At 40.5% G+C, this 18585-nt stretch carries 12 protein-coding genes, 1 tRNA gene and 3 pseudogenes; 5 read left to right on the top strand and 11 right to left on the bottom strand.

Translation table 11 applies throughout. The annotated features are described in order from the left end of the window. Window positions 1-50 precede the first annotated feature (50 nt). The 6 genes from OCU36_RS09085 to OCU36_RS09060 all read right to left on the bottom strand — a co-directional run bounded on the left by OCU36_RS09085 (window position 51) and on the right by OCU36_RS09060 (window position 7635). The gene (locus OCU36_RS09085) at window positions 51-446 is read right to left on the bottom strand and encodes a GNAT family N-acetyltransferase (RefSeq protein ID WP_261837713.1); all 396 of its coding nucleotides are present in this window, start codon (window positions 444-446) and stop codon (window positions 51-53) included. Continuing rightward, complete coding sequence (locus OCU36_RS09080) at window positions 443-1672, bottom strand: multidrug effflux MFS transporter (protein WP_261837712.1); 1230 nt, start codon at window positions 1670-1672, stop codon at window positions 443-445. The genes OCU36_RS09085 and OCU36_RS09080 overlap by 4 nt, the downstream gene beginning before the upstream one ends. Window positions 1673-1830: 158 nt before the next feature. Next, window positions 1831-2973 (bottom strand): saccharopine dehydrogenase C-terminal domain-containing protein, encoded by a 1143-nt coding sequence (locus OCU36_RS09075; protein ID WP_261837711.1) that lies wholly within the window; start codon window positions 2971-2973, stop codon window positions 1831-1833. A 1-nt stretch (window position 2974) separates the two neighbouring features. Then, window positions 2975-4870, bottom strand: a complete 1896-nt coding sequence (locus OCU36_RS09070) for a class I tRNA ligase family protein (protein WP_261837710.1) — start codon at window positions 4868-4870, stop codon at window positions 2975-2977. Between the two features lie 112 nt (window positions 4871-4982). After that, window positions 4983-6275 (bottom strand): ATP-grasp domain-containing protein, encoded by a 1293-nt coding sequence (locus OCU36_RS09065; RefSeq protein WP_261837709.1) that lies wholly within the window; start codon window positions 6273-6275, stop codon window positions 4983-4985. A 40-nt stretch (window positions 6276-6315) separates the two neighbouring features. Next, window positions 6316-7635, bottom strand: a complete 1320-nt coding sequence (locus OCU36_RS09060; RefSeq protein WP_261837708.1) for a lysine N(6)-hydroxylase/L-ornithine N(5)-oxygenase family protein — start codon at window positions 7633-7635, stop codon at window positions 6316-6318. A gap of 266 nt (window positions 7636-7901) precedes the next feature. On the opposite strand from OCU36_RS09060, the pseudogene OCU36_RS09055 reads away from it, so the two are divergent. Beyond that, window positions 7902-8728, top strand: a pseudogene (locus tag OCU36_RS09055) (IS5 family transposase). Window positions 8729-8938: 210 nt separating this feature from the next. Here OCU36_RS09055 and OCU36_RS09050 read toward each other — a convergent pair. From OCU36_RS09050 to OCU36_RS09040, 3 genes are all read right to left on the bottom strand, one after another. Further along, window positions 8939-9029, bottom strand: a tRNA-Ser gene (locus tag OCU36_RS09050). Between the two features lie 138 nt (window positions 9030-9167). After that, window positions 9168-10970, bottom strand: coding sequence for a DUF3413 domain-containing protein (locus tag OCU36_RS09045; RefSeq protein ID WP_261837707.1), 1803 nt, complete (start codon window positions 10968-10970; stop codon window positions 9168-9170). 28 nt (window positions 10971-10998) lie between these two features. Further along, window positions 10999-11226 carry a YejL family protein gene (locus OCU36_RS09040; protein ID WP_261837706.1) on the bottom strand — a complete coding sequence of 76 codons (228 nt, stop codon included), beginning with the start codon at window positions 11224-11226 and terminating at the stop codon, window positions 10999-11001. An 84-nt stretch (window positions 11227-11310) separates the two neighbouring features. Between OCU36_RS09040 and yejK the strand changes: the two genes are divergently transcribed. The 3 genes and pseudogenes from yejK to OCU36_RS20080 form a co-directional block, all read left to right on the top strand. Continuing rightward, the gene (gene yejK / locus OCU36_RS09035) at window positions 11311-12315 is read left to right on the top strand and encodes a nucleoid-associated protein YejK (protein ID WP_261837705.1); all 1005 of its coding nucleotides are present in this window, start codon (window positions 11311-11313) and stop codon (window positions 12313-12315) included. A 105-nt stretch (window positions 12316-12420) separates the two neighbouring features. Further along, window positions 12421-13177, top strand: a pseudogene (locus tag OCU36_RS20085) (Hpt domain-containing protein); the annotation flags it as partial. Between the two features lie 299 nt (window positions 13178-13476). Continuing rightward, window positions 13477-13839, top strand: a pseudogene (locus tag OCU36_RS20080) (Hpt domain-containing protein); the annotation flags it as partial. 176 nt (window positions 13840-14015) lie between these two features. On the opposite strand, the gene nhaC reads toward OCU36_RS20080, so the two are convergent. Next, complete coding sequence (gene nhaC / locus OCU36_RS09025; protein ID WP_261837703.1) at window positions 14016-15452, bottom strand: Na+/H+ antiporter NhaC; 1437 nt, start codon at window positions 15450-15452, stop codon at window positions 14016-14018. 510 nt (window positions 15453-15962) lie between these two features. Between nhaC and asd the strand changes: the two genes are divergently transcribed. After that, window positions 15963-17081 carry an aspartate-semialdehyde dehydrogenase gene (asd, locus tag OCU36_RS09020; protein ID WP_261837702.1) on the top strand — a complete coding sequence of 373 codons (1119 nt, stop codon included), beginning with the start codon at window positions 15963-15965 and terminating at the stop codon, window positions 17079-17081. A 232-nt stretch (window positions 17082-17313) separates the two neighbouring features. Here the strand turns inward: asd and OCU36_RS09015 are convergent, their stop codons facing one another. Beyond that, window positions 17314-17952 carry a YchE family NAAT transporter gene (locus tag OCU36_RS09015; protein ID WP_261837701.1) on the bottom strand — a complete coding sequence of 213 codons (639 nt, stop codon included), beginning with the start codon at window positions 17950-17952 and terminating at the stop codon, window positions 17314-17316. Between the last annotated feature and the right edge of the window lie 633 nt (window positions 17953-18585).

Raw genomic sequence — 18585 nt, 5'->3', positions numbered from 1 at the left:
TCTCCTCCCTTAGAAAAATACCATTAATAATTATTAGTTAGAACTAATAATTATCGGCTTCTCTTTAAAATAAATGCATTGTCAGCTTTCGATAAACCGATATGTGGATAATAGTTTATAGCTCCGGCAGCTGAAAGTAATATTAAAGACACTTCTTCGCCAATAGCTTCTTGAACCATGCTAATAAGATGCTTACCAATACCTTTTCCCTGGTACTTTGCGTCTACGGCAAGATCTGATAAATAACAACAGTAGCTAAAGTCTGTTAGTGCACGACAGACACCAATTAGTGTATCTTCATCCCAAGCCGAAAATGTTAAATTGGCCCCATCTAACATCCGTTTTATACGAGGAATATTATTGCTAGGTCGTATAATACCAGATGAATCGAAGACTCTAGCAACATCTTGTGGATCTAGAGGGTAGTTATGACGATAATTAATCATGAGGAACTAACTCCTGAAATTATGTGATCTTGTTTACTTTGTATTTTCCTTAAGAGATATATGCCAAGTACAGGAAGAGCTATATAGCTGACACCTAGTATTTCAACAGCATTATCTGATAACAACGATACTATCGAGTTCACCGCAAATGCTAACGCCATTTGTGAGCATGAATATACCGCACCAGCTGAGCCACGTTTGTCTGTGAATGGGGTCATAGATATTGCGGAAGCGCAAAGAACAATGAATGTGTAACTGAAGAATATTCCTGCTACGCTTAAAAGAAAGGAAGCAATAGTTAAATACCCAAGTTTCGAAAAAATAAGCAAAGATGAACCGCAGATTATCAGGATGAACAACCCTGTGAGGATCATTTGGTTCATACCATAGCGCTTTATAAACTTTGGCAGCAGAAAGCGACTAATCAGCAACCCTGAACCAACGAAAGCAGACATCCAGCCATAGACTGTCGGAGATAACCCAAACTGCTCCTGTAATACAAAAGAACTAGAACTGGTATACATCACAAAGCAGGTCATGCCAATGCCCGCTAATAACGTAGCCGAAAAAAATATTTTATTCTGTAAAACTAACCTGTAATTTGCAAATACATTAACTAATTGTATGGATTGATTCTTATATTTGTTCGTTTCTGGGCAAAGCCAAGTATACATTATTAGCATAAAAAAAATCATTAGTGCCATAGCAATGAAGTTGGCCTTCCATCCATACCAGCTTTGGATGAAACTCCCTAAAACTGGACCAAGTACTATGGAAAGACCTGTAAACAAAGTAATGTAAGAGCTGGTGATAGCATAACGTTCACCTTGTACTATATCTGATAGTACGATTCTTGGTAGCGCAATGCAAACACCGCAACCAACTCCTTGAACAAAGCGAGCAATCAGAAATGGCTCTATAGTAGAAAGTGTAACAGCCCATAAGTTGCCAAAAATTGCAATGAAAAGACCTACTATAATAACTGGTTTTCTACCATATTTGTCACTTAACGGACCATAAATGAGAGAACTTACTCCTACCCCTAATAGGAAAATTGAAATTGAAGATTGCATCAGTTGCTGATTGGTATTCATGAAGTCCATCATCTCCGGTAACGCAGAAAGATGAATATCTGTACCCAACAATCCAATAAAAAGTAGAAAAGTTAGGATTATTACCACAATCAAATTTTCACTGGAAAGTGGAACATATTTAGTTGAAGTCATACATTTCCTTTTACTTATGATTTCAAGGTGTCATCAATAAAGGTGTTCCTTGATTCTTTTACTAATTCAAGGTGATAATTAATTCATCTCTGAAGAGATTGATAATTGAAATATACATATTATGTATTCTAGACATTAGCGTATCTATTGTAGTTTGTTTACGAAAACCTGACTACGCAGTTTAGGTGTTTATTAAATGACTCAAGTAAATCACAAGTCTTATCGCCTTTTATATATTCGTGACTTAACATTAATCCAGGTTCGCAAACATCTGTTTGATGTGAAACTAACCATGCAGTCCATGTAGCCATGAAGCTTGTCATCTGTGCCATTCCTGTCAGATTAATTTTTTCATCAAACGAAGATATAACACTAATTATTGAATGTTCTCCCGAGGTCACTTGGCAAGAAACTTCTACAAAACTAATATCAGGTTTATTATACTTGAGATTGCCACTACGCTTGAGGATAGAATGTGTTAAGTCACTAGGTGTGGCTTCACAAGCTAGTGTTTTATTTTCATCAAGCAAACCTAAATTAATTAAGACTTGCATGCAGTTGAAAAATCCAGGCCACCTACCAGTTTGTTGCTTTATATTTGGGATCTTTTGAATATAAGGCGAAGAAAGGAGGTACGGTGATAGCCCATCGTGATATACTTCAAGCATGCCAACACCCTCAACAAATCTTTTTTCGCTTATGTCAAAGCGATTACAATGACTTAACTCACTATTTAGCTTGAATAAAGCCCTACGATTTAATGCTGGCAATCGATCACCGAAAAGTAAATCGTAATTTAATGGATTAGTCGGATGCTTCGGAACACCACCACAAACAGCGTATATGCTCTCTAATTCGTCTTCTCGATGCTTCCATCCCAAATAATTCATTAGTATCTCAACGAGACCGGGTTCTAATCCAAAACCAAATAATAAAGTAATACCATTTTCAACGAGATAGCTGTTAAGTTTTCTGTGTCTTGCCTCATCATCATAGTTCGGCCTGCCTAAACTTACGAAGACTTTATTCCCATTAAAGAATGAGTGGTTTTTGGGGTTAGTGACAAAGTCGATAGTTGCTGGGCCACTGAGTGATAGAATTACCACATCCAACTTTTCACTGTTAATACCTTCTTCAACATGCATTAGCGGGAAAATTTCTGATATTTGCTTTTTAAGCTTTAAAGCTTTTTCCTTTCCAAGGTCGTGTACATATAATTCGTCAAATCCAAGCTTTCCAATGTAATATGCAATAGAGTAACCTAGATTACCACAGCCAATTAATCCTATACGTTTTTTCATTTTACAGGACATCCTCTTTTATTTTACTTAATTCCTCTATAAGTTTAGAAAAATCCAAACCTTCTATAACCGGAATCTCGTTTTTCTGTGATTGATAATTGGCGATATCTGTATTTAAACAATCTAAGATGCAAGTAGATATTATAGGTGTCAAAGGATATAAGCAAAATGCCAGACACTGATATGCATAGGAAATAAGTGCAAGCCTTGTTCTGAGATAATTTTGATTATATCGGTAGCTGTCACTTTCAAAAATATAATCTTTAATTGACTTTAATAAGTATATCACACGATTTACGGTGGCTTTTGAAGCGTAACTTAATAGATTGTCGATGCAGAAGGACATTGAACTATTGAGCTCTTTATAAAATATAATATCTTGTTTCAGCCAAGGTCCGGCTTCAACGATGCCGGTGTAATACGTATTTAATCTATTCCACTCTTCAAAAATAGTAATGAGCAATGTAACGAATTGGTTTGATAAGTTATATAATTCTTTAAGGCAGAAGTTACTATTTATTGTAGGTGATTGAATATAAGAAAGATAAAGTCGGACTAAGTCTGAAGGGTGCGAACTTAGGAACTCATTCGCCCAGATGGCATGATTTTCTCCGGTAGAGAATTTTTTATTTTCGAGTAAGCAGAAGTTATTGATAACTCCTACAGGTAATTGAGAATTAGGTATACCTAAAATTTTTAAGATATATGGAAGTAGCATCCCACTACCACACATATTGTCATATCCACAGAAAAATAAGTGTCGATTTGCTCGTGGATATTGAGATATACCATGATAAGAACGTAAAGCGCGTTCCATTACTACAGAAAGAACCTGTTCACCATATACAGGTACACCTTTTTTTCGTAGAGAGGAAACAGGAATATACTTTAAGTTTCCTTTATCTAAGTATTTATTATAATTATCATAGCAAACACGACTCATTGCATTGTTGTTACAATACATTTGTATTAAGAGTTTATCTGATATTTCTTTTTCTAGCTTAATATAAAGTCGATTTACTGGCTTAAGGACAAGGTTTTCTTTTGTTACAGAGTGGAAAGGCGCAATCAAATTACATTCATCCTGATATAAACCACAATTTTCGCACTCAATGCCAATAGTTATTTCTCCGCACTGAGGGCATCCGCCAGCCACATAACTCTCACAGACGTATTCCTTGGACGCTTCACTATACGGATGATCTACCTCACGTTCAATAAGAAATGGAGATGCGTTCAATAGGTTGAGAAACATATTTTTAGAGTACTGAAACTCTTCAGAAGAAGGAAAGTGAGGTAAGAAGGAATTGTAGTTTACTTGGAACCGTTCTAAAGCAGTAAAAATAGCTTCTTCACTTCTTGATACAAGGTTATCATAAGAGACTTTTTGACAAATAGCCGTTTTGTCTATGTGGTTAGTATGACCATAGGTTCCACAATATGAGAAGTATTCAATACCTATTAGTTCGCAGCATCGCTTTTGGATGTCCGATATCAAGTAAGCTCCAGAAAGATGCCCTAAATGAAGAGGTCCATTCGGTGTTGGGAACGCCGTTTCAATCATCAACTTTGAGTCAAATTGTTGTTCTTGATCGAACACTGCTAAAAGAGACTCCCAGTCAACATACCAGTAGGATGTGAAACAAAAATCTTCGTTACCTAGATTTTCAACCGTATGGGCTTCAAAAGGTGAAAATTCAATGTAATCACCTGAAGTTAGCTTTACTTTTTTATTATTAGAGTATAGCACTCCCTCACCGCTTTTTACGGACCAATATTCTCGGTCATGATGGTTATGAATATTTGTTTTTTCTGAAGGCGGGATAACTAAATCTCGAGTATTAATCTTATTTGTTTTGGTTTTAAATGAATCTGGTATTTTTTTTGTAATTTTCATAATTAACTTATTAGTCTCTAATCAGAATGAAAACAAAAAAGTCTTATCAAAAATGAAAGAATAATTTGGGGGCTCAACATTTTAGTATGCGCCACACCATGCACTAAGAGGTCTATTCCTGTGCTATTTCTGATAGTCGGAGCATCATTTTGTACAGTATTACTTCGTTGTTTCGCACTAAATCATAATCACACTTGATTTTTTCTTGGGAGCTAGCAACCATGTACAGATATCCCGGCCTACCTTTGCCTTGAGATCGGTCAGTTTTATATAAATAATCACTATTGCCAATTCTAAAACTGACACTCCTTACGCTATCGATATCTAGAAATAGTTCCAAATTCGGATCATTCCACACATGACCTTCAACCGAAGATGAAAGGTAGACCTTTCTCGCGAATTTTTCACTCGAATTCGCACAGTTAATACGCTTTATAAATGATTCCGTGTCCAAAAGTGCATCAGGTAGAAGAGACAATTGTGTCAAGCTGTTTACGTCGTAAAGCACTGAAAAATCAACATTTCCAGACATTCTTGCAGCCACTTCAACTAGACATGGTCCTTCGTCAGTCATTCGAAGTTCTAGGTGTGCAGCTCCATATCGAATACCCAGTGCATTTAGCACTTTTTCCGTGTAATCAGCTAGTTCATGATAAATATCCGAATTTACGGTGACAAAATCGGCATGACTATCGTTTGAAGGAGCTTCGTCGTTGTATCGAGTTTCGACCCAGGCATCACAAACATAGTGGTAACCATTAGAAGATACTGTATTTACTAGATACTGTTTCCCTAATAAATATTCCTGAACCAACACCTTTGAGTTAACAATACCTAAATAGTTTTTTACACCTAATATTTTGTCTACAGTTTCGGGGATCTGTTGTACTGAATTGCAATAAAATACACCATCAGTATTGGAGCTCGCTTCAGGTTTCAGAACAATCTGACCTCCTATCATTTTATAGAAGTTAGTAATTTCGTCGATATCTGATGTCAGAATTTGCCTGGCAGACTTTAAACCATTCTTATGCAAGGTCTCATGCATACGGAATTTACTTCTCCGAGCTTGACTTAGTGAAAAATCATTACGGGGTGTATCAAACTTTTCGCTCAGCTTATCTGCGAATTCGACGCATGGTTCACAACCGGCAATTACAGCCCTAACACGATGCTGGGACATTTTCCTTACAAAGTCATCTGCTTCAGCTTCAGAGGTAAGCACGTAATTTTCTGAATAATTGCTAGGATTAAAAGTTGGCTTTAGAAGTGGATGTTCTTTATTTTCCTCAGTGCAAACGTGAACACAGTTGAAACCTAATCCACTGAAAAGGGGAGCTATATGGTTCCCACTGGAAAAACCACCAACAACAACTATAGTATCTTTTTGAAATAAATTAATCACATCCTACTCCTTGATAGCATAAATTTTAATTCGTATCTGCTTAATATGCATTGTCACTGATGGCAGTTATAGAAGAAGGTGCTGCCCATTTTACAAATGCATCATCAATAGGCACACTGCTAGCCTGGCGGCCAAGTATTTTATTTACTACGATTTGACTTCTCCACGCAGTAAGACTCAAATTAGGCTCAGCGAGTCCACGTTGAGAGCGTGCGGAATTTAGAAAAAATATTTTCCTGTCCCTTGGCCCATCCCATATCGCTGAATAATCTTTATCGATTAGTACTTCATTTCCTGTTCGTTCTATTCGATTATCCAACGGACTCAGGAATGGCATTGGAGCTGACTGGAATCCCGTAGCCCAGATGATCACATCGCTAGATAAGAATTCAGAATGATTGCTATATAAGTGTTTAACTTTAAGCTTCCATTCACTCCCTTTACGATTAATCATATTTACGTCTTGGCTTGGCATAAGATTTATACACACAGGAGAACGCTCAATATATCGCATGAAGTAAATACGTTGGTAAATATCTCGTAATGTATGCTCTGAGATACCGTCACTAGCAAGTACATTGCGTTCAAGAAAACTATTACGGAAATCTGGATCTTGTTCAAAGAAATGGTTCGAATGAGAGGGGGTAAAAAAATCGTTAGTAAATGGGGAATCATCTATAGGGAAGAAGTTTTCTCGACGCGATAACCATATAATTTCGCGCGGGGCATTATTTCCAGTTCGATTTAGTAGTTCAAGTACAGCCTCTGCACCAGATTGCCCTCCGCCAACAACTACTACTTTCTTTCCGTCGAAATTTCGTTGCCGTTTAGCAAACTCGTGAATATGGAAATTTGTGTCACAATCTAATTGATCGCTTACAAATTGGGGAACGTAAGGGGTAATACCCGCGCCAATAACAACATGTTTTCCAAGAACTCGCCTACGTGACGTATTGATGATGAAATGCTCTCCATTAAAATCGATGCTATTTACGCTCTCATTGAAGCAAACGTTGCTGTTATTTTCTGCAGCCCACTTAAGATAATCTGCAAACTCAAGTCGGGATATTTGGTCGAATTTTGAGTTTAAAAATTGAAGCAATCGACCATGATGATGCAAATATGACACAAACGAAAATTTGTTTGTGGGGTCAGCTAAGGTAACCAGATCTTTAAACATTGAGACTTGAAGACTCGTATTCTTCAGCATCATCCCATCGTGCCATGCAAAGCTAGGTTTCTGATCAAAAAAGATATTAGTTATCTCAGGTTTGTTGTGCAGCAGTGAAGCTACACTCAAATTCGATGGTCCACAGCCTATTCCGACGAGTTCAAATTCTTTAGTTTCATTCGTAAACAATATCATTCTCCTTGCATCCAATCTCTCTGCTAAAGAAATAGTAAAATGAAAATGAAACAAAATGATACACTTTATTAACGTGCTCTTCACAATGTGTGCAATATGTCACATTCTTTGTAAGCGTTCATCGAGGTGACTTGATTTACTATTAATGGAGGCCGAGAGCAGCCAATGGACTGGATATTATCATCAATATGCTTAAATCAATGGAACTAAATCAAGAAGCTACGATCTGATCGGCTACACCCATCAATCGTCGTAGCCTCATGCCTAAACCTCGTTACAAAACAACTAACTGGAAGCAGTACATAAAGCCTCAATCAACCGTGGTTCTCTGACCTTTTGGATTGATGGTGAAACGCGTTTTCTCTATGCCATTGAGAGCGCTGCAAGGTTTTCTAGACTCAGTATTTAAGCTGGCTAACATCCCACTTGTTTGCCGCACTACACTTGTATAAGCCGCCGAGCTAAAGAAGTTGAAGTTTCATTTAAAACCAAAACCAGAGGAGCAATACAACATCTGGCCATTGATGCCACTGGCCTCAAGGTTTATGGTGAAGGTGAACGGAAAGTCAAGAAGCATGGTAGTGATGGGAAGCGCAGAGTCTGGCGTAAGCTGCATATCGCAGTAGATACAAGCACCCACGAAATAGTCGCAGCAGAGCTGAGCTTATCTAACGTAACCGATGCCGAAGTGCTCCCCAACTTACTCAAGCAGACACGTCGTAAAATCATTGAGATATCAGGTGATGGCGCTTATGACACAAGGAATTGCCATGATGTCATACGGATCAAGCGAGCGGTTCCGCTTATCCCGCCACGAGAAGGTGCAGCCTTCTGGGAGCAAGGACACCCTCGTAATTTAGCAGTAGGTTGTCAGAAGCTCTACGGCTCCAACAATAAGTGGAAAAAGCGGTATGGTTATCACAAGCGTTCGCTCTCTGAAACAGCCATGTATCGCGTGAAGCAGTTGCTAGGTGGGAGGTTAAGCCTGAGAAACTACAACGCTCAAGTTGGCGAGACTTACGCTATGATCAAAGCGCTGAATAAGCTTACAGGGCTAGGTATGCCTGAAATTCAGTATATCGTTTAAGAATTAAGCACGATGGGACAGGCATGTCTTCTCTCTGAATTAAGCAACAAAGCCCCGCTGCTACGCAGTGAAAGTGGGATGGCGATGCGTGTGTGGTATACGCTATTTGGAAGTCTCAATAAGTACATCTGTGCTACCTTTCTGTGCAAGATGATTTTCGAGGCTTTAGATACAAAAAAGCCGCTGATTTCTCAGCGGCTTTCTTTAATGTGGTGGAGGGATAGGGATTTGAACCCTAGAACCGCTATTAACGGTTGCCGGTTTTCAAGACCGGTGCTTTCGACCACTCAGCCATCCCTCCAGTGGCGTGAATAATATAAGGGAGAGAGTGCCTTGTAAACCCTTAATTATAATAATATTGTTTACTTGCTTGTTTTCTAACCGATTACGAGAATAAAAAAGGGAAGCCACTCGCTTCCCTTTTTTATTTGATGATTATTTAATCATTCTTTGTGTAGAAACGTTGTAGTTCTGTTAGGCCTTGCATCAATACCGGTAAACGAGGGCTAACGTCTTTTAGTCGCTTATAGTGTTCATCATACAGCTTATAGTTACCAAACTTATCGAGCACCGTGGTTTGCTTGTCGGTAACAAGTGCGAGTTCACGTGAATTGCCTGCAAGTATCCATTTCCGCGTACGTTCATCAAATAGGCTGCGACCGCTACTGAAATCTGTAGGATTTGAAGATACCCCAAGCAGTTCTTGCATCAGTGTGACTGACACATCTAAGTGACTCGAACGGTGCGTGTATTTGGAAGCCGGCTTGCCAGGCCAATGGATAAACAAAGGAACTTGTAACTGGTAGCGACTGTAGTTAGAGTTTGCGCCCCAACTGTTGGTCTTCGTTTCGTTAAATTCAGTACCGTGATTAGACGTAATGATGACGACGGTATTCTCGTTAAGTTCTAGACGTTTTAGTTCAGCGTAGAGAGTTGCCAATTGGTTGTCTGCTGCCTGCGCTGACTTTTGATAATCAGCCGCTAAACGCTGATCAGTGCTCAACGCCGAATCAGAAACAGAATCGTAATTTGAGAAGTTATCGAGTGTTGTAAGCTCAATAAAGTTGAACCAAGGGCCTTTTTTCCCTGACGACTGCACCCAATCTGACCATGCTTGAATCGCGCTTTGATCATCGTAGGTTGCTTTCTTTGACATCACATCACGGCCGCGGAAAATAATTTCCGAGTAAAGAGGATCGTCGAAGTTATCACCACTAAAAGCAGCAAACTTATAATTGTGATTATCTAAAACATCGAATAACACTGAGCTAGATCCCTGTGCTTCAATGCTGCTTGCGTAGCTGCTTGGAAGACCATAGAACAAGCCGAAAACACCAAACATATCGTTACTGGAACTGTAGTGATTGGTGAAGTTGATCGACTGTTGTGCATAGGCATAGCTATTTGGCATCGCTGTGGCATTGAGCGCATCAGAACGAAGGTTGTTTACACTTACCATCAGGATGTTGAGATCATCGCTGCGGCGGTTGTATTGGATCTTTTCTAGTGGGTAGCTGATTAAGTTTACGGACTCTTTATTTTCCTCTAAACGCTGTAGATATTCTTCTCGATCTAAAAGGCCGTGTTTTTCCATAAAGCTTTTTGCTGTCATAGGGTAAGACAGTGGGAAATTGGTCTTTTGATTGGTAACTGGATTATAGAAATAAGCATCAGCCCACATGTAGGTCAAATGGCTGCTGATAAAACATAAGAAGAAGACGGCAGCGATCGGTCGGCCAATGCGTTTGTGAGACAGTTTACGTTGTTTACGCCAAACCCATTCAGAGAGACCTAGCTGTAATAAGAATATGAGCGGCATCATAATGAAGAGGTGCTGCAAATCTGAGGTAAATGCAGACTCCTCTCCACTGAATAAAACCTCCCACACGACAGGTGTCAGGTGGAGGTTTATATTTTGATACGTTTGGGTATCAATCAGTAGGACAGTTAAACCTATGGTTGCAAAGATAACGGCAACCAAACGTAATAACTTCCTCGACGGAAGAATGAACGTAAGTGGGAACAGCACTAACAGGTAGAGAGCAAAGACTAAAAAGCCAAAATGACCAACCCAAGATACGGCCAAATAGAATTGACCTAATAGGGTTTCTGGCCAAGCAGATTGAGTGATATAACGAGTACCGATCAACATCGCCGCAATGATGTTGAAAAATGCAAACCAATGACCCCAACCAACCAGTCGAGATACACGATCGCTATATGAGTTTGCGCTGTCTACCATGTATAGTTCTTTTATCCGTCAATCAAATTTAGTGAGACTTTTTGTCTTCAAGAGAAGAAATTAAAGCCTCGGCAAATTTTTCAGCAATTCCTTTGCGTTGTGAAGCTGCAACATTCTGATTTAAGACATTGGTTGCGATATTTCCAGCGATCATCAGTGAAAGCTCAGGTGAAGCTTTGTGCTTAGTGAGCACAGCGCCTACTTCAGCCAGGATGTTTTCAACTTGATCATCTGTGTATTTCGATATAATCGGCATAAGGACTCTAATAATGATAGTAAAAGCGGCTTATGATAACCTACTATTCACGACAACTGAAACCTGAACGGTAATATTTTCATTATGAGCCTTCACCTTTCCAACGTAATTTTACATCAATTAAGCAAGAACGATCAGGAAGAGCTGATTGTTAACTATCGTGCTGAGTCTCTCGAAAACGATGCGTCATCTGAAAGCCTAGTGGCTGAGCTTCACCGAGTGTTCAACTCAAAAGCAGGCAAAGGGTTTGGTTCGTTTAAATCCGACAGTGAATTTCAACAGTCTTTGCATGAATTTCGTACCGGAGAACAAAGCTTCTATGATTTCTCTCAAAAAAGTGCATTACGTCTAAAAGATGAGCTTTCAAAGTATCCTTTTGCTGATGAGGGGACTTTGGTGTTAGCGGAATATCAATCACTGGCGACAGACTATCTGTTCATTGGCTTACTGCCTTCAAACCAAAGCTTGAAAGTGACAGAAGGGCTTGATATCAGTGCAACGGATTATCTTGATATCTCGAAGATGGACATTGTCGCGCGCCTTGATCTCTCAACATACGATACAGACAAAGAGTCAAACCGTTACCTGACTTATATTAAGGGGCGTGTTGGTCGTAAAGTCGCCGATTTCTTTTTAGATTTCTTGCAGGCAGAAGTTGGTTTAGATGCAAAGCAGCAAAACCAAGTATTGATGCAAGCGGTAGAAGATTTTGTTTCGGATTCTAAGTTAGAAAAAGAAGAAGCGATCAGCTATAAAAAGCAGGTTGCAGACTACTGTAATGAGCAGCTAAAAGCGGGCGATGAAGTTCAAGTGCGTGAACTTTCTGGTGAGTTGCCAACAAGTACCGATGGTACAAGCTTCTTTGACTATACTAGTGAGCAAGGCTATGAGTTAGAAGAAAGCTTTCCTGCCGATCGCGCAACTATGCGTAAACTAACAAAATTTGTTGGTGCTGGTGGTGGTTTAAATGTTAGTTTTGATAGTCTACTTCTAGGCGAGCGTATCTTTTACGATCCGGAGACCGACACGCTAACGATTAAAGGCACACCACCGAACTTACGAGACCAACTGACTCGCAATAAGTCATAGTCCTAGGTTAACGGATAAAAGCGGCAGCAGGGTGTTGTCGCTTGTTTTGTGCTCAATCTTATAGCTAATGTCATGGCTTCAAGTTAACATGCACAAGGAATATAGATGGAACAATCAGTAGTAAAGCCGAAACGCTTTAAAAAACCAGCCACCTTCTTGGTCGTGCTCTTGGCTCTGTGGTTAGTTCCTTCATTGGCTCTTCTTAATCTAAGTCGCTCCTACACCAATTCTCTTGCTCAAATCAATGAGCTTGGTATCCGCGTTAACGAATTGAGACAATCTCTTTATTTCTCGGAACCGCTTCGAGTCTCTCGTATCAATGATCTAGCACTCAATGCTCAGTTGGTTTATTCAATTCGACTTCAGATTGAATCAGATTTCCAACATGCCTTGTTTCGCCCTGATGTCAACCAACTGCTTTACGTAGCCGATCAGTTTCTAGAAAACTTTGATGAGTTCATCCCGATAGAAAGTCAGGTTCAAGACCTCGTTTATAACATCAAGGTATTACGTGCTGACTCCAATCTTTCTCCCAGCCTAAAACCGCTGTTAAATGAATTCGGCGTGGTGGTTTTTGAAGCTATGTATTCTGATAATCAAAGATCGTCAGCCACCTATCGAGCCTTTGATATGATTTTAGAAAAATCTTATTCATTGGGAATCGAAGAGCAAGATGCGATGCAACAACTACTTGCTGAGGCATCAACCTTATTAGGGGATTACGCGAAGCTCAATTATTTAGTGGATAAAATCAAGATAAATTCAGTGACAGAACAGATCATTAAACTCGAAGCTGAATTTCATAACCGTCAATTTAAGCTATTAGTCATGATGTTAGGTTTAAGTTTAGTGGCGGTGTTCGTGTTAGCTGTATGGGGGGCTCGCTCAAAAACGAGAAGAGAAGAAGAGAGTAAACCCTCTTTTGATTCTGATATTAATTTAAGCAAACAAGATGCGTTCACGATGGCTAACCAGGAAGAGCGGGTATTCAGTGCCTCTCGTGGTGGTGATGTTTTCTCAGCGAAAACGGACAGAGACGCTTACGTAGGGGAGGACGGACACCTTAATGAATCTTGCGAAGTGTCATTACCAGAGAAGAACAGTATTACCAATCAACAAACTATCGAGCAAAGTAATCAAGACGTGCCGGAGGCAGAGCGTTCTGTCGCCAGTGTGATCAATTCAAAGCCTGCAATTGATATTGAAGATATGCTCGAAACGCTCGATGGTGATGTTGAGTCAGTTGAACTGTTGCTTGGCGTCTTTGTTCAAGATCACGCAGAGGACTTTACAAAGTTTAAATCTCTACTAGCCGACGATCAAACCTCAGCGGTTCGTGTTGTGCATAGCCTAAAAGGCGTGGCAGGCACGATTAAAGCATCTCGATTAGCGATCATTGCCACGAGTATTGAATTGACAATGAAGCAGTCGAGTCCGATTGAGGAACACGATTTAATGGAACTCGAGTTGGCAATAAAAGCATCTGTGGATTTTGCTCAAGCGTATTTAGATCGTCAGCGTTAATGCCTGTCGAGATGATTTATATGACTTTGGTTAAGCACTCCATCGTGAGGGGAGTGTTGGTCAAAGTAGAAAAAGAGCGCTCTAGGGCGCTCTTTTTGCATCGATACCATTAATGCTTTTTGGGTACGGATCTTCCAAAAGATCGAGGGTGATAAAGCCGCTAACACATCAGGATGTTAAGCTTGTTGCTTAGTGAGTTCTATCACTTCTTCGGTGTCAAGTGCTGGCGCTGTTGGTTCACACTTGTCAACGAACCAACCCATATAAGACGTTACGATAGTCACGATGATACAGATGAAGCTTAACCACATGAATGGCGCGTAAGAGAGTGTAGCAACGCCAAGAATACTCGCCATGTAAATACCGTTATCACTCCAAGGAACCATACCCGACGTTAACGTACCGCCAAATTCAGCGTTACGAGAGAGATTCTTACGTTTGTAGCCTAAGCGGTCATAGTTTTTCGCACAGATTTTTGGCGTCAGGATGAGAGATACATACATTGCAGAACCAAAAACGTTACCCATGAAAGCTGTACCAATGGTGCTGGTTGCCAGTGAGCCTGCGCTCTTAACCCGGCGTTCGAACACCTTAGCAATCGTCTCTAGCACACCGACTTTATCCAGTAGACCACCGAAGCCTAAACCAAACACGATAACCGCAACTGAACCTAACATTGAAGACATGCCACCACGGTTAAGAATCGAGTCGATGAACTCCACGCCAGATGAAATAGAGAACGGTGCCCATGCTGTATTAAAAGCAGTAAGGAAGTCGATTTCTTGGATCATCACGGCCCAGATTATACCGAGCAGAGAACCAAAACTGATCACAGGGAATGACGGCATGCGGAAAGCCAACAGGCCAAGTACAATCAATACGGGTACGAATGAGTATGGCGTGATGTAGAACTGGACTTCCATTGCTTTAATTACTGAGTCGACTTGGCTCATGTCAACGTTGCCCGCGTAGTGGAAACCAAATGCAGTAAACATTATCCCCGTAATTACGTAGCTGATTAGTGCGACGGGTAACATGCCTTTAATATGTTCAACAACTTCGACACCAGACATCGATGAAGCAAGGATCACTGAATCAGAAAGCGGAGACATCTTGTCGCCAAAGTAACAACCCGAAAGTACGGCACCCGCGGTGATTGGTGCTGGAACCCCCAGACCTTGGCCAATCCCCATCATTGCAATCCCCGCGGTACCAGCAGCTCCCCAAGAGGTGCCAGTTGCTAAAGCCGTGAGGGAACAGATGATCATAGTCGCTAAAAGGAAGATAGAAGGATGAATAGCTTTAAGACCATAGTAAATGATGGTTGGCACAATCCCGCCAGAGATCCAGGTACCAACAAGAGCGCCAACGGCTAAAAGTATTAAAACCGCGCCTAAGCCATTCGATATTCCCTTGAGTGCCGCTTTTTCTAGGTCTTTGTATTGGTGTCCAAGACGAAGACCAAGAACAATGATAATGAACCAGCCAATGTACAAGGCGAGTTGGATTGGGAGGTCGAACTTTGCCGTAAAGGAAAAAGCAAGGGATAGAAATAGTCCTAACGCAATGAATACCTGCAACAGGTTCGGCAGTCGAGTTTTACTCTGCTTCATAAAAGCCTCTTATTATTTCGAGCATTTATAGTACTTGGTTATCGGTTTGGGGTGCGAAGTAGACATTACATCAATTAGAGTATTATATCGAACAAATGCGTATTAGTTGTGATATTTGACTGTTAAATTATTTATTTGTGGTTGTATTGTCTGATTTTTTGTTAAAATGATGAATGCCATGTGTTGTTTTTTGTTGTGTATTGTTTGTGCTTTGTGAAATGCTACTCGGGTTAAGTGCTATCAAATAGTGACAATCACTATTGACGTTGATTTTTATCGGAATGGCAATTGGCTCTTTTGGGCGGCAACATCTTGGGTGATCCACGTAATGCGTGATGTATTAAAGACAAGGACACCTCATACGATTTAGAGATAACTGCACTATTTATCGCGTTCACTTAAAATAAACGAAAAAGTTACACTTTTTGCTAAAAAGCACTTGAGTTCTGTTTCTGAAAAACTTATAGATGGGGGAGAGTAATTTTTTAATTTATACATGGAGAGTGAGCGATGAGAGTAGGTCTAGTTGGTTGGCGTGGTATGGTTGGTTCGGTACTGATGCAACGTATGGTTGAAGAAAAAGATTTCGACCTGATTGAGCCTGTTTATTACAGCACATCTCAGATTGGTATTCCTGCCCCTGTTCTAGGTGGTAAAGATGCAGGCCTCCTTCAAGACGCTTTTGATATTGATAGCCTAAAACAGCTTGATGCTGTGATTACCTGTCAAGGTGGCGATTACACATCAAAAGTATACCCAGCACTGCGTCAAGCCGGTTGGAAAGGTTACTGGATTGATGCAGCTTCTACTCTGCGTATGGACGCGGATTCAATCATCACTCTTGATCCTGTTAACTTGGCTCAAATCCAGCAAGGCATTCACAGTGGCACCAACACTTTCGTTGGCGGTAACTGTACTGTGAGCTTAATGCTGATGGCTCTGGGCGGCCTATACGAGAAAGGCATGGTTGAATGGATGAGTGCCATGACTTACCAGGCGGCTTCAGGTGCGGGCGCTAAGAACATGCGTGAGTTGATTTCACAAATGGGTGTGATCAATGGCAGCGTAAGTTCTGAATTAGCGAACCCTGCAAGTTCGATTCTTGACATCGATAAGAAAGTCGCAGATACGATTCGTTCATCGTCATTCCCAACTGAACAATTTGGAGCTCCGCTTGCGGGCTCACTGATTCCTTGGATTGATGTAAAGCGTGAAAACGGTCAGAGCAAAGAAGAGTGGAAAGCCGGTGTTGAAGCGAACAAGATTCTTGGTCTAGATGGTCAGCCAATCCCAATTGATGGTACTTGTGTACGAATCGGTGCAATGCGTTGTCACGCTCAAGCACTCACGATCAAGCTTAAGCAAGACGTGCCAATGGACGAGATCGAAGAGATCATCGCAACGCACAATGATTGGGTTAAAGTGATTCCTAACGACCGTGACATCACGGCACAGGAGCTAACACCAGCGAAAGTAACAGGCACAATGTCTGTACCAGTCGGTCGTCTGCGTAAGATGTCGATGGGTAACGATTTCCTAAACGCCTTCACTGTTGGTGACCAACTGCTTTGGGGGGCGGCAGAACCACTACGTCGTACTCTGCGCATTATCCTTGCTGAGAAAGCGTAACTGCCTCATTTTTTAGAAGAATTAACGAAGAAGCGCCTTAGGGCGCTTTTTTGTGCTTCACGCTAGACGATTTACGTTTTATGGCATTAGTGACATTCGTCTTTTTAAACTTGTTAACAACGAGTATACAAGCTTCACAATCACGAGGCGAGTGAAAGCCAATGTGCTCTACTCGGCTCGTGTGTGAACGATACGATATGCCAATAAAAGGCGTTTGGGGTGCTGTTGAACGTTATGCTAAGCCAGGTAATAAATTACGTAATCCATTCGTAATAAACTCGATACCGAGTGCGCCAAGAATTAACCCCATGATACGTGTGATGACGTTGATCCCTGTTTGTCCCAAGAAACGAACGATGACAGGCGCAGAGCGGAACAGTAGCCAAGAACAGGTCGCAAATACAATAATGCTAATGCCTATACCGAGTGTATCAATCGCAGCAGGGTAACGAGAGCTGTACACTATCGTCGAGCTGATTGCACCCGGACCAGCCATGAGCGGCATCGCTAAAGGTACGACACCGATTTGCTCTTTACTGATGTACTCAGATTTCTCTTGCTTGTTCTGTTTATCTTCACCGAGCTTACCGCTCATCATCGAAAAGGCGATGCTCAATAAGAGTAAGCCGCCGGCAACTCGGAACGAATCCAATGAGATGCTGAACATGTCTAATAGTAATTGCCCAGCAACAAGCGACACAATTAAGATAACGGCAACGGCGACGTTGGCTTGCAAGGCGGTCCTATTTCTCTCTTCAGGGGGCATATGAGCTGTAAGAGAAACAAAAATAGGCATGATGCCGATGGGGTTTACGGCAGCAACAAGCCCAAGGAAGAATTGCAGAAAAATTGCCAGTTCTAAACCTTGCATGAGAGCGGTCTCCAGTTAGCGTATTTGATATGAAGGTGTGTTCTGTGAATCGTCAGAATGCGTAATGTAAGTGACATTTACGAATTTCACGAATGAAAAAAACTAACGTGAAGCAGGGGCTATTTTTTAGAAAAACTAATTGAACTTCACTTTTGTATTAAACCTGTTTCAATTTGGTTGTAATTGTTTCATTTTGTAACTTCTCTCTTGTAAATGTTAACTGTCGCACGAAATTAATAAAAATTATGACAGAATCTAGCCCCCGAAACACTATGGATATACTCTCAGTAGCACGAATATCGCTGTATACATGTAATAAAACTGACTAAAAATGAAACTTTTTTACAGGTTATGACGCGATGTAGAAAAAAAATGTCTGTTTGCTTGTTTTTTGCTCGAGTGAAAAGTGTGATTTTAATCTAACTAAATCATGAGCTTAACTTTAATTCTGTGATTTCATTACTACTTTATGGTTAATTATTTTTTGGGAACTGATCTGGGTCAATTTTTTTTACACTGTGAAATAATATACTCAGTCCTGAAAGCAATTTACTAAGAACGCTAGTGTTTAAGGTTAAAGGCAAACAGCGATTTTAATAAAAAGTTTTTAATATTTATTATTTTAGGAGATCC

This window comes from Vibrio artabrorum (assembly GCF_024347295.1).
Classification (GTDB): domain Bacteria; phylum Pseudomonadota; class Gammaproteobacteria; order Enterobacterales; family Vibrionaceae; genus Vibrio; species Vibrio artabrorum.
Note: the sequence above shows the minus strand (reverse complement) of the source record. Positions and strands in the feature narration are given on the sequence as shown.

Bases quoted from the DNA above. Each gene is read 5' to 3' on its own strand.
- yejK (WP_261837705.1), top strand. From the start codon at position 11,311: ATGAGCCTTCACCTTTCCAACGTAATTTTACATCAATTAAGCAAGAAC.
- OCU36_RS09080 (WP_261837712.1), bottom strand. From the start codon at position 1,672: ATGACTTCAACTAAATATGTTCCACTTTCCAGTGAAAATTTGATTGTG.
- nhaC (WP_261837703.1), bottom strand. From the start codon at position 15,452: ATGAAGCAGAGTAAAACTCGACTGCCGAACCTGTTGCAGGTATTCATT.
- OCU36_RS09070 (WP_261837710.1), bottom strand. From the start codon at position 4,870: ATGAAAATTACAAAAAAAATACCAGATTCATTTAAAACCAAAACAAAT.
- OCU36_RS09040 (WP_261837706.1), bottom strand. From the start codon at position 11,226: ATGCCGATTATATCGAAATACACAGATGATCAAGTTGAAAACATCCTG.
- OCU36_RS09075 (WP_261837711.1), bottom strand. From the start codon at position 2,973: ATGAAAAAACGTATAGGATTAATTGGCTGTGGTAATCTAGGTTACTCT.
- OCU36_RS09085 (WP_261837713.1), bottom strand. From the start codon at position 446: ATGATTAATTATCGTCATAACTACCCTCTAGATCCACAAGATGTTGCT.
- OCU36_RS09045 (WP_261837707.1), bottom strand. From the start codon at position 10,970: ATGGTAGACAGCGCAAACTCATATAGCGATCGTGTATCTCGACTGGTT.
- OCU36_RS09015 (WP_261837701.1), bottom strand. From the start codon at position 17,952: ATGCAAGGTTTAGAACTGGCAATTTTTCTGCAATTCTTCCTTGGGCTT.
- asd (WP_261837702.1), top strand. From the start codon at position 15,963: ATGAGAGTAGGTCTAGTTGGTTGGCGTGGTATGGTTGGTTCGGTACTG.